This window comes from Microbacterium album, from assembly GCF_014643695.1.
Lineage (GTDB): Bacteria > Actinomycetota > Actinomycetes > Actinomycetales > Microbacteriaceae > Microbacterium > Microbacterium album.
Map to the genome: position 1 here is coordinate 31558 of NZ_BMJY01000015.1, position 11929 is coordinate 43486.

At 73.0% G+C, this 11929-nt stretch carries 8 protein-coding genes; 3 read left to right on the forward strand and 5 right to left on the reverse strand.

Going from position 1 to position 11929, the window contains the following annotated elements:
- Window positions 1–81 precede the first annotated feature (81 nt).
- Window positions 82–3825 (reverse strand): choice-of-anchor I family protein, encoded by a 3744-nt coding sequence (locus IEX37_RS13355; protein WP_188756777.1) that lies wholly within the window; start codon window positions 3823–3825, stop codon window positions 82–84.
- 163 nt (window positions 3826–3988) lie between these two features.
- Here IEX37_RS13355 and IEX37_RS13360 point away from each other — a divergent pair, with 163 nt between their 5' ends.
- Complete coding sequence (locus tag IEX37_RS13360; protein WP_188756778.1) at window positions 3989–4774, forward strand: enoyl-CoA hydratase-related protein; 786 nt, start codon at window positions 3989–3991, stop codon at window positions 4772–4774.
- A 54-nt stretch (window positions 4775–4828) separates the two neighbouring features.
- Here the strand turns inward: IEX37_RS13360 and cofE are convergent, their stop codons facing one another.
- Both cofE and IEX37_RS13370 read right to left on the reverse strand, forming a co-directional pair.
- Window positions 4829–5605 (reverse strand): coenzyme F420-0:L-glutamate ligase, encoded by a 777-nt coding sequence (gene cofE, locus IEX37_RS13365; protein WP_188756779.1) that lies wholly within the window; start codon window positions 5603–5605, stop codon window positions 4829–4831.
- Between the two features lie 5 nt (window positions 5606–5610).
- Window positions 5611–6117, reverse strand: a complete 507-nt coding sequence (locus IEX37_RS13370; RefSeq protein ID WP_188756780.1) for a GNAT family N-acetyltransferase — start codon at window positions 6115–6117, stop codon at window positions 5611–5613.
- 165 nt (window positions 6118–6282) lie between these two features.
- On the opposite strand from IEX37_RS13370, the gene IEX37_RS13375 reads away from it, so the two are divergent.
- The gene (locus tag IEX37_RS13375; protein WP_188756781.1) at window positions 6283–6858 is read left to right on the forward strand and encodes an acyl-CoA thioesterase; all 576 of its coding nucleotides are present in this window, start codon (window positions 6283–6285) and stop codon (window positions 6856–6858) included.
- Window positions 6859–6871: 13 nt separating this feature from the next.
- On the opposite strand, the gene IEX37_RS13380 is transcribed toward IEX37_RS13375, so the two are convergent.
- A complete protein-coding gene (locus tag IEX37_RS13380) occupies window positions 6872–7408 on the reverse strand; it encodes a DUF1990 domain-containing protein (RefSeq protein ID WP_188756782.1) in 537 nt (178 codons plus the stop codon).
- 66 nt (window positions 7409–7474) lie between these two features.
- On the opposite strand from IEX37_RS13380, the gene IEX37_RS13385 reads away from it, so the two are divergent.
- A complete protein-coding gene (locus IEX37_RS13385) occupies window positions 7475–11257 on the forward strand; it encodes a proline dehydrogenase family protein (protein WP_188756783.1) in 3783 nt (1260 codons plus the stop codon).
- A gap of 58 nt (window positions 11258–11315) precedes the next feature.
- Here IEX37_RS13385 and IEX37_RS13390 read toward each other — a convergent pair whose 3' ends face one another.
- Window positions 11316–11915, reverse strand: a complete 600-nt coding sequence (locus IEX37_RS13390; RefSeq protein WP_188756784.1) for a TetR family transcriptional regulator — start codon at window positions 11913–11915, stop codon at window positions 11316–11318.
- Between the last annotated feature and the right edge of the window lie 14 nt (window positions 11916–11929).

Sequence of the window (11929 nt, forward strand, 5' to 3'; positions counted from 1 at the left end):
GGTCCCCCTGCGCCCGCCCCCGACGCATGCGAGAAGGCCCCGCCGCGTTGCGCGACGAGGCCCTCTCGGCTGGGTGCGGCGTCAGGCGATCGAGCGCTGGCGGCGACGGAGCACCTGCAGCAGGCCGCCGGCGACGAGCAGCGTCGCGCCCGCGAAGGCGATCCCCAGCGGCAGCTGGGCGGCGCCGGTGGCGGCGAGGCGGTCGGCCGGGATGCTGATCTCGGTCCAGCCGATGATGTTGCCCTCGGCGTCGTAGACCGCGATGCGGTGGTCACCGGTGACGCCCGCCGGCAGGGTCACCGTGATGGTGCCCTCCTCGGTCACGACGTGCGCCCCCAGGTACACCGGCTCGGAGAACAGCCACGCGTAGACGGTCTGCCCCGCGTAGGCGCTGCCCACGTAGACGGTGACCTGCTGGCCCGACACGGAGCGGATGTCCGCGGCGCCGCGGTTGCTGTCGTCCAGGAGCCGCGGGTCCGGCGTGCCACCCGTGGTCGGCAGCGCGCCCGGGTCCTGCGGCGCAGGGTCCTGTCCGCCCGGCGCCGGAGGCGGCGTCGGACCACCCGGCTCGCCCGGCTGGCCCGGGTCGACCGGGCCGGGCTCACCGTCAGCGGCCACCGCGCGGCCCAGCGGGGCCGGCTCGACGACCGGGTGCGCCTGGAAGTAGCGCACGGTCGCCTCGAGGTCGACCTGGCCGGTGTCGGTGCGGGTCGCCTGCGCGAAGGTGAAGAAGTTGTCTCCACCGGCCGCGAGGAACGAGTTCGTCACGACGACGATCTCGTCGGTCGGCGCGATCTCCTCGCCGTTCAGGGTCATCGACACGATCCGCTGGTTACGCGGGGCGCTCGCGTCGTAGACGTAGCTGAAGCCCTCCGAGACGCCGAGGTGCAGGTAGGCGCGGGCGGCGCCGTCGGGCTGCCACTGCTCCTCGAGGATCTGCTTGATCTGCGCGCCCGTGAGCGGCAGCGTCATGAGCGTGTTGGCGAAGGGCTGGACCGTGGCGACGTCGCGGTAGGTGATGTCGCCGTCGGGACCGGGGTGCAGGTCCGCCCGGATCCCGCCGGGGTTCATGAGCGCAAGCTGCGCAGGCGTGCCGGCGTAGCTCTCGTTCGACGTCGCCCACAGGTAGATGTCCGCGAGCAGGTTGCCGAGCGTCGACTCGGCGCCGCGGTCCTCGGTCCCGGTCGGGGTGGTCGCGCGCGTGATGCTCTCGGTGATCTTGCCGATCACGACCGCACCCTCGACGTCGGCGATCGCCACGGCATCCGCGACGATCTGGGCGACCTCGGGGTCCGCCGGGTAGGCGGCGGCGCCCTCGACCACGAGCGGCAGCAGGTCGGCGCTGATCGAGACCAGCTCACCGGTGCTCCGGTCGGCCACGATGTCGAGCTGGCCCAGCGTGGTGCCGTACTGGTGCGCCTGGATGACCGGGCGCTCGACCCCGTCGGGACCGGCGATGTCGCACGCGTAGCGCTGGTGCGTGTGGCCCGACACGATCGCGTCGATGTCGGCCGAGGCCTCGCGGATCAGCGTGCCGTAGTCGCTCGCGTCGGCGGCGACGGCCGTGCAGTTCGCCGCGGCCGAGCCCTCGTGCACGAGCAGCACGATGATGTCCGCCAGTCCCTCCGAGGTGATCTCGTCCGCCGCGCGGTCGGCCGCCTCGAGCATGTCGCCGAACTCGATCTCGCTGATGCCAGCGGGGCTCACCAGGGTGCCCGTGCTGGGCGTGACCAGCCCGATGAACGCGATGTCGACGCCGCCGACCTCGCGCACGGCGTACTCCGGCAGGGCCGGGTCCGTCGTGCCCTTCCAGTAGACGTTCGCGCCCAGGTTGAAGTCGGGGCTGCCGAAGCTCTCCGTGACGCGGCCCGTCAGGTCGTCCCAGCCCTGGTCGAACTCGTGGTTGCCCACGGCGCCGAGCTCAAGCCCCGCGGCGACGAGCGCCTCGATCGTGGGCTCGTCCTGCGAGATGAAGCTCGTGAACGTCGACGCACCGATGTTGTCGCCCGAGTGCACGAAGATCGTGTTCGGGTTCTCCTCGCGCAGCTGCTTGACGGCACCCGCTAGCACCGCGGCACCCGCCTCGCCGCTGCCGAGGTTCTGCTCCAGGCGGCCGTGGAAGTCGTTGATCGTCAGGACCTGGAGGTTGACGAGCCGGTCCTCGATCGCGAACAGCGTCGTCGTGCCCGACACCTCGTTGCCCACTGCGAGCAGCGGCTCACCGGTCGGGGACTGCGCGGCGGGGATGAATGCCACGCCCTCCGGCCCGAGGTCGCCCGCGGCCGAGAGGGTCGCGGGGTCGTTCAGGTCGCCCCGGACCGAGAAGTCGCGGTTGTTGACGTACGTGACGTACTGGGCGTCGCGCGGGTCGGTGATGTCGTAGACGATGATGCCGCCCACGCGCTCGAAGCCGATGAACGCGTAGGTGCGGTCGCCGACCTTGCCGATCGCCAGGTTCTCGGGCTCGGGGCCCTTGTCGTCGCTGCGGCCCTCGAGGTTCGCCTCGGTGTGGTTCGAGTTGAAGTACTCGGGCGCGACCTCGAGCAGGATCTCCTCGAACTGCGAGCCGGAGTCGAAGACCTGCTCGCCATCGGCGGTCCAGATCGAGAACGAGCGGGAGCCGAACGCGTACAGCTCCTCGTAGCAGCCGCGCTCGGCGTCGAAGCCGTTCTCGATCGTGACGTTGAGGCGGCCGAGGTGAGCGTTGCCCAGGTACGGCGCGAGCGGGCTGTCGTCGCAGACGGGACCGTGGCCGTTGCGCGCGATGCTGCCGACGCGGGTGGCCTCGGCGTAGTCGCCCCACTCGCGGGCGTCGCCCTCGTTCGCGGTGACGAGGTAGGTGGCGCCCTCGACCTCGTACGACTCGATGCCGTCGGGCATGTAGATGCCGAACAGGCCCTCGTACGTGCGCAGCTCTGCGCGGTCGTCGCGGTCGGACGGGTCGAGCGGGATCTCGCCGTGGTCCTGGAAGCCGAGCGGCCAGATGTCCGTCACCGTGGCCGTGGGCAGGTCCACGACCGCGACGGCGTTCGCCTCCTGCAGCACGGCGTACGCGGTCGTCCCCGACACGGTCACGTACTCGGGCTCGAGGTTGCGCGACACGGGACGGTCGTCGTGCGGCGTCGGACCGAAGACGCGCACGTCGGGGTGGAGCGTGAGGTCCCCGTCCTCCTCGAAGGCGTGGAAGTCGGCGATGCGCACGTCGTCCTGCGCGGGCGCGGCCAGCGTGCCGACGGCGGGGAGGGACACGACGCCGATCGATCCCTCGGGGTCCCGCGTGAAGTCCTCCGACGGCTCGCCCTCGTTGGCGACCACGGCGTACGCGCCGTCGGGGGAGAAGGTGACCATGTCGGGCAGCGCGCCGACCTCGACCTGACCGAGCACGGTGGCGGTCTCCGTCGTGGCGTCGAAGAAGAGCAGGTGCCCGTTGGCGGTCTTGTTCTCGTTCTCGAACGCGATGACGCCGAGCCCGTCCTCGCGCACGGCGACGGAGTTCGCCACGCCCTCGGAGGTGATCTTGTACAGCTCGGTCATCTCGGCGGACTCGCCGATGCCGAGCACCGTCACGGCACCCTCCTGCGCGTTGACGACGAAGAGGCGGTTGCCGTGGAACGCGACGATCTCCGCCGCGGACTCGTCGAAGACGCCCGTCTCGAACGTGCTGATGGGCGTGAGCGAGAGGCGTGCGTCCGCGTCCGCCGAGTGCTGGATGGGCTCCGGCACGATCGCCGCGCTCGCGGCGGTGACGGGTACGACGGCCAGAGCGCACGCTGTGGCCGCGGCGGCCACGGCGCCCGTGGCGCGCCGGAAGAAGGATGAAGGCATCACTGTCCTCTGTTCGGTCGGGGGTAGGGTCGGACCCGAGTGGCGGGCCACACCCTCGGTCCTAGCGGTGCAAGGTGTCGAGCGGGTGAACAGATGGAAGAATCTGGGGACGGCGGAGGTCGATCCGCCTCGGCGAGCGGACGAGAGGCGAGGTGCTGAGCGCATGGACGAGGACCGACGGAACACGACGATCCGCACCCGCGTGGACGGCCGGGTCGGCTGGATCACCCTGGACCGGCCCGAGGCGCTCAACGCGCTCAACTCGGAGGTCGCGCGCGAGGTCGTCGCCGCGGCGCTCGCTTTCGACGCCGACGAGGGCATCGGCGCGATCGTGATCACCGGCTCGGACCGCGCGTTCGCCGCCGGGGCGGACATCAAGGCGATGGAGGGGCTCACGGGCCGTGATGTGGCGGTCGGGAACCACTTCCATGCGTGGCAGTCGTTCGCCGACGTCCGCACCCCCGTCATCGCCGCCGTCGCGGGCTACGCGCTCGGCGGCGGGTGCGAGCTGGCGATGATGTGCGATGTCATCCTCGCCGCCGACACCGCCCGCTTCGGTCAGCCCGAGATCACGCTCGGCGTCATCCCCGGGATGGGCGGCACGCAGCGCCTCGTGCGCGCGGTGGGGTACTTCAAGGCCGCGGAGCTGGTGCTGTCAGGGCGGATCGTCGAGGCGGACGAGGCGGAGCGGATCGGCCTCGTCTCTCGCGTCGTGCCCGCCGAAGCGCTCCACGAGGAGGCCGCCGCGCTCGCCGCGGCGATCGCGTCCAAGCCGCTGCCCGCGCTCTACGCCGCCAAGGCCGCGCTCGACGCCGCGCTCGAGGCGCCGCTCGCCGAGGGCCTGCGCCTCGAGAAGCACCTCTTCGCCTCCCTCTTCGACACCGCCGACCAGAAGGAGGGCATGGCCGCCTTCCGCGAGAAGCGCGAACCCCGCTTCACGCACCGCTGACGCCGGTGCGCCCGGGGGTCGGGTGGACGGCGCGTGCGCCCGGGGCCGGGGCGGTCAGCGGCTCGGCGGTGCGGCGGCGCGGCCCGCGGCGTAGCCCTCCGCGTAGGCCTCGTCGTAGCCGAGGCGGAACATGTCGCGCTCGCCGGTGCGGGGGATGGTGCGCGCGCCCGGAAGGCCGAGGTCGCCGACCAGGTCGGGCCGGCCTCGCACGACCGCGACGGGAAGCCCGGCCGCCTTGCCCTTCACGAGATCGGCGGCCGCGCACAGCTCGTCGGCGACGCACGGCAGCGTGACGGCGAGGGCGCGGCCCTGCGCGTCGGTCGAGCCGCGCAGATCGTCGAACACCCGCACGCCGCCCGCGCCGATCGCGTGGTCGGTCTGGCCGTCGCGCCATGCGCGGCCGAGCGTGTCCGACAGCAGCACCCCCACGCGGGCGCCGAGCCGGTCGCGCAGGCCCGCCGCGAGTTCCCGCGCGGACGCGTCGGGGTCGACCGGGAGGAGCAGCACGGTGCCCTCGGGGGTGTTGGAGGCGTCCACGCCCGCCGCGGCGGACACGATGCCGAGCCGGTTCTCGACGATCCGCGTGGTGTGGCCGGTCGGGGAGGTCCGGGTCGCGACCACGCGCACCGTCTCGCTCGTGATGGCGTCCTCCCGGTCGTCGGCGACGACGAAGCGGTCCTCCGCCTTCGAGACGATCTTGCTCGTCACGACGAAGATGTCGCCGTCCCGCAGCGGTCGGTCGGATGCCGCCACCGCTGTCGCGATCACCTCGACCAGATCCGTGCCCGCCCCGATCTCGGGGATCCCGGCGAGTGCCCAGATCTGCAGCATGCGGCTCAGCGCGAGTAGCGGACCTCGGTGATCGTCTCACCGAGGAAGGGCTCGTCGCGCCGGCCGCCGTCCAGGCGGAACCCGCGCTTCTCGTAGAACGTGCGGGCGCCGGGGTACTTCTCGGCCAGCCACAGGTACAGCGGCTCGCCGTCGTCGACCACGGCGTCGAACAGCGCGCGCCCGATGCCCTTGCGGTGCCAGCTGTCGAGCAGGTACACGAAGTACAGCTCGCGCGGGGCGGGCGCGTCCTGCTCCCGGGCCGGACCGGATGCGGCGAAGCCGACGATCTCGCCGTCCACCAGCGCCGCGGCATGGCGGTGCTCGGGTCCCTGTGAGGTGTAGTGCGTCCACAGCTCGGCCATGCGCCGGGGCGACACGTTCTCGAGCGAGGCGGCCGAGATGAGGCCGTCGTAGGTCTCGTGCCACACCTGGGCGTGGACGCGGCCCATGGCCTCGGAGTCCACCTCCCGGATGGGGCGGATCAGCACGTCGGTGTGTGATGCGGGTGCCATGGCCAGACTCTACGCAGGGTCGCGACGGACGGGAAATCGACGCCGCCGCGCGACGTCGACGTCGTGGCGGGCGCACCGAGTACGGGAGCGCGGCGGCGGCGCCGACTGTGGGGTCGCGACAACGGATCGGGCCGATGGGCGCGGGATGTGCCAGGATCGGCGCTCGTGAACGTGCTGTGGCGAACCCTGCTCGTGATGCTGCGCGCCCGGCGGCTCCGCCGTCGTCAGGGCACACTTCCGATGACGGCCGTGGGCCGCATCCGGCTGACCACCCTGCCCACGGACATCGACATCCTCCGGCACATGAACAACGGCCGGTACCTGTCGCTGTTCGACCTCGGTCGCTGGGACCTCATGACGCGCACGGGGCTGATGGACATGATGCGTGAGCGGGGCTGGTACCCGGTCGTCGCCAACGAGACGATCACGTTCCGCAAGTCGCTGAACCTCTGGCAGCGCTTCGAGGTGCAGACGCGGTGGATCGGGCACGACGACCGCGCTATCTACCTCGAGCACCGCGCGGTCGTGCGCGGCGAGGTGTACACGAGCGCGATCATCCGCGCCCGCGTGCTGCGCCGATCCCCCGGACCGGACGGATCGCGCACCGTGCCCCTGGAGGAGCTCTTCGCGGCCGTGGACCTGCCGGAGGAGCTGCCCGAGGTGCCCGCGTGGATGCACGCGTGGGCCGAGGGCGCGGCGCTGCCCTCCACCCGGCGGCCCGCACCGAGCGACTGGGACTGAACCGGTCCGACGCTCAGCGCGAGCGCGTGTCCCCCGCGACCAGGGCGCGCTCGTACCGCCGCGTGTAGACCTCCTGCAGGAGCCGGACGATCGGATACCCGGCCCACACGATGGCACTCGCCGGGCGGGAGAACGCCCGGATGCGCAGCCACACCGATCCGTCCGCATCCCGTTCCACGATGAACGCCTCCTCGCCGCGCTCCGGGTGCCCCGGGAGCGTGCCGTAGGCGAAGCCCCGCGCGGCCGGCTCGTCGATCGTGTACACGACGCGGCAGGGTGCGTCGCGCGGCCACAGCCCGATGCGCAGCACCGCGACGTCACCCGTCCGCAGGGGCCCGCCGTCGTCACGAGGCGCGCGCACCCGGATGCCGGCGCGTCGCTGCAGCGCCCACCTCAGCACCTGGTCGCCCGCGTCGCGCCAGAGGGGGTCGCCCGAGCCGAGGCGCACGCGCCGGTCGATCGGGCGGTAGCCGCGCGGCGGTCGGCGCAGCAGGTCGGACCGGCGCGTCGCGCCGATCGCGTCGTACGTGAGACCGCTCTGGCCCGGCATGGGTCCATCCTGCGGGATATCGGGTCGCGCCGCTCACCCGTGGGGCCCGGTGCTTAGGCTGATCGCATGGCTGCTCTCGACGATCCCGCCGGCGGATCCGAGCGCGCCCCGGCGCCCGGGCGCGCAGACGCCGACGCCCTCGTGGTCGATGCCGTCGCCCTGGCCCAGCGCTGGATCGACGAGGCGGCGAGCGCCGAGGTGGATCCGGCCGCCGCACGCCTGGCCGGGGTCCTGGAGGACCCCCAGGGGCTGCCCTTCACGCTCGGTTTCATCGACCGCGTCGTGCGGCCCGAGAGCGTCACCGCCGCCGCGCAGGGGCTGAGCCGCGTCGCGCCGCTCGTCCCGGGCTTCCTGCCGTGGTACCTGCGGGGCGCCGTGCGCGCGGGCGGCGTGATCGGGCCCCTGCTGCCCGTGCCCGTCGTTCCTCTCGCGCGTCGCGTGCTGCGCGAGATGGTCGGTCACCTCGTGGCTGACGCGCGACCCGAGAAGCTGGGCCCCGCCATCGCACGCGTCCGCGAGAGCGGTGCGCGCCTCAACCTGAACCTGCTCGGCGAGGCGGTGCTGGGCGAGCAGGAGGCCGGCCGTCGCCTCGCGGGCATCCGCGAGCTCGTGCTCCGCCCCGACGTGGACTACGTGTCGGTGAAGGTCTCCGCGATCGCGAGCCACCTGTCGATGTGGGCGTTCGACGAGACGGTCGAGCGCGTGGCCGAGCGACTCCTGCCCCTGTACCTCACCGCCGCCGAGCACGGCACGTTCCTCAACCTCGACATGGAGGAGTACCGGGACCTCGACCTGACGGTCGCCGTGTTCCGGCGCCTCCTCGACGACCCCCGCCTGCGCGGGTACCGCGCGGGGATCGTGCTGCAGGCCTACCTGCCCGATGCGCTGCCCACGCTCGACCAGCTCACGGAGTGGGCGACGGCCCGCGTGGACGCCGGCGGCGCGCCCATCAAGGTGCGGCTCGTGAAGGGCGCGAACCTGGCCATGGAGCGGGTCGACGCGGCTCTGCACGGCTGGTCGCTCGCCACGTACGACTCCAAGCTCGACACGGACGCGAACTACCTCCGCTGCCTCGACCGCGCGCTGCGCGCGGAGCGCACGCGGGCCGTCCGCATCGGCGTGGCCGGCCACAACCTGTTCCACATCGCCTACGCGTGGCTCCTGGCCGGGGAGCGCGGCGTGCGCGCGGACGTCGACGTGGAGATGCTGCTCGGCATGGCGCAGGGCCAGGTCGCGGCGGTCTCCCGCGAGGTGGGGCCCGTGCTGCTGTACGTGCCGGTCGTGAGCCCCGACGAGTTCGACGTCGCGATCAGCTATCTCGCGCGGCGGCTCGAGGAGAGCGGATCGAGCGAGAACTTCCTGTCCGCCGCGTTCGGGATGGCGGGGGATCCCGCGCTGTTCGAGCGCGAGCGGGACCGCTTCGTCGCCGCCGCGCGCCGCTCGGCGGAGGCGTCGCTCGCCACGGGGCCCCGCCGCGCCCAGGACCGCACCGAGGCGCCGACGCCCGCCGAGATCGCGGCGGAGGCGGAGGACGGGGACCTGACCCAGCTCGTGCTCGACATCGCCCGCGGCTCCGAGGACGAGGGGCGAGGCGAGCCCGAGATCCGCGAGCTCGCGGACGCCGACTGGGTGGAGACGGCCGTGTTCGCGCAGCGGGAGACGGGCCGCGCGGAGGGCGCGCCCGGCTTCCGGAACGAGCCCGACACGGATCCGGCGCTGCCTGCCAACCGCGTGTGGGCTCGGGACGTGCTCGCGCGCATCCCGGGCTCGACCGCCGGAGTGCAGACCGCCGCGGCGGCGCGCGTCTCCGACGGGGCCTCCCTCGACGCCGTCGTCGCGCGCGTGCGCGCGGCGGCCGCGGAGTGGGGAGCGCGCTCGGCGGCGGAGCGCGGCGAGGTCCTGCAGCGCGCGGCACGCTCCCTCGAGGCCCGGCGCGCGGAGCTGATCGAGGTGGCGGGCTCTGAGACCGGCAAGGTGCTGCCCGAGGCCGACACCGAGGTGAGCGAGGCGGTGGACTTCGCCGGGTACTACGCGGTCACGGCGCGCGAGCTGGACCGTGTGCCCGGAGCGGTGTTCGAGCCGGCGCGCGTGACGGTCGTGGCGCCACCGTGGAACTTCCCCATCGCGATCCCCGCCGGCGGCGCGCTGGCCGCGCTCGCCGCGGGATCGGGCGTGGTGTTCAAGCCCGCACCGCAGGCCCGTCGATGCGCCGCGGTCGTGGCTGAGGCGCTGTGGGATGCCGGCGTGCCACGGGACGTCCTCGCGCTCGTGGATCTCGACGAGGGCGAGCTCGGCCGCCGGCTGATCGCGCACGAGTCGGTCGACCGGGTGATCCTCACGGGGTCCTGGGAGACGGCCCGCCTGTTCCGCTCGTGGCGGCCGGATCTGCCGCTGCTGGCGGAGACGAGCGGCAAGAACGCCATGATCGTGATGCCATCGGCCGATCTCGATCTCGCGGCGGCCGATCTCGTCAAGAGCGCGTTCGGTCACGCGGGCCAGAAGTGCTCGGCCGCCTCGCTCGCGATCCTCGTCGGACCGGTGGCGGGGTCGAGGCGCTTCGCGCGGCAGCTCGCGGACGCGACGCGTTCGCTGCGCGTGGGACCGGCCGCGGACCCGCTGGCCGAGATCGGACCGCTGATCGAGAAGCCCTCCGGGAAGCTCGCGTGGGCCCTGACCACCCTCGACGAGGGTGAGTCCTGGCTCGTGCAGCCGAAAGAGCTGCGCGGGACGGGGTGGCTCGAGGAGGAAGGGCGGTTCTGGACGCCCGGCATCCGCACGGGCGTGCGACCGGGCTCGCGCTTCCACCGCGAGGAGTTCTTCGGGCCCGTGCTGGGCATCATGCACGCGCCGTCGCTGGCGGCGGCGATCGAGCTGCAGAACGCCGTCGACTACGGGCTGACGGCGGGGCTGTACACGCAGGATCCGGAGGACCTGGCGCTCTGGCTCGACACGGTCGAGGCGGGCAACCTCTACGTCAACCGGGGCACGACCGGCGCGATCGTGCAGCGTCAGCCGTTCGGCGGATGGAAGCGGTCATCCGTGGGGGCGGGCGCGAAGGCGGGCGGCCCGAACTACCTCGTGGGCCTGGGCTCGTGGCGGGCCACGTCGGGCGGCGCCGCGTCGAAGTCGTTGCACCTGCGCGGGCTCGACACGCGCATCGTCGCGCTCATCGAGGCCGCGCAGCCCTCCCTGGCCTACGCGGAGTTCGAATGGCTGCGCCGCGCGGCCCTCTCCGACGCGATCGTGTGGGATCGCGAGTTCGGGCGCGTCAAGGATGTCTCGCAGCTGGGCGTGGAACGCAACCTCTTCCGGTACCGGCCCGTGCCCGTCGCCGTGCGGGCGACGGCGGATGCGACGTGGCAGGCGGTGCTGCGCGTCGTGATCGCCGGCGTGCGCGCCGGCGGGGGCTTCACGCTGTCGGCGCCCGTGGGTCTTCCCCCGGCGGTGCGACGGACGCTCGGCGAGCTGGACATCCCCGTGTACGTCGAGACGGATGAGCAGTGGATCGAGCGCGTGGGCGGGAGCGCGCCGGCCGAGCCCGCGGGCGGATCGGCGGCGCCGTCCGCGGAGGCGGGGGAGGCCGCGTCGGGGCTCGAGGCGGTCGATGAGCTGTTGGGAACGCGCGCGCGGGTCACGCGAGCGCGACTGATCGGCTCGCGCCCGGCCGTGGCGCGGCTGCACGCACTCCTGAGCGAGCGCGTCGACGGCGATCCGGATCTGGCGGTGTACGCCGGCGACGTCACGACGGCCGGCCGCCTGGAGCTGCTGCCGTTCCTGCGCGAGCAGGCCATCAGCATCACGGCCCACCGCTCCGGCACCCCCGACCCCTGGAGCGCCGAGGTCATCTGACGTGCGGCGAATCCGCGCATCGACGCGGCGGGACGTCGCGAGCGGGTGGATGAGTGCGCTACTGCGCGATGGCAGTCATCGCGTGGGCGAGGAGCTCATCGATCGTGTCGGGCGTGCCGGGGACGCTCCATGCCGCGAGGGCGGCGTCCGCGCAGGAGAGCGCGGAGGAGATCAGCGCGTGCGGACGTGGATCCGATCGGTCGTCGGGGTCGATCCGGAGTCTGCGGGAGACCTCGGGCCGAAGGAGCGGGGACCAGCGTGCGTGCTTGCCCAGGTGGGCGGCGGCCAGCGACGGAGCGCTGTCCATCAGCGTGATCACCTGGCGGGTCCGGTCGGGGTCTGAGGCGTAACCGCGGATGAGCGCTCCGAGCGCGTGCCGGAGGGAGTGCCACACCGGTTCCTCGTCGGGACGTTCTCGCAGCGCCTCGAGCAGCTCCAGGCCGATGGAGTCCACGTCTCCGAGCAGCGCGTCGTCCTTCGAGGCGAAGTAGCGAAAGAACGTCGTGCGCGAGATGTCCGCAGCGGCGCAGATCTGCTCCACGGTCGTGCCGTCGTAGCCGGCTTCCACGCACAGGTCCAGGGCGATCTGGGAGATCTGGGCACGCATGGCCCGGCGCGCACGCTCACGCGCGCCACCCTGTCCGCTTTGTCGCACCATCGGATCATGGTACA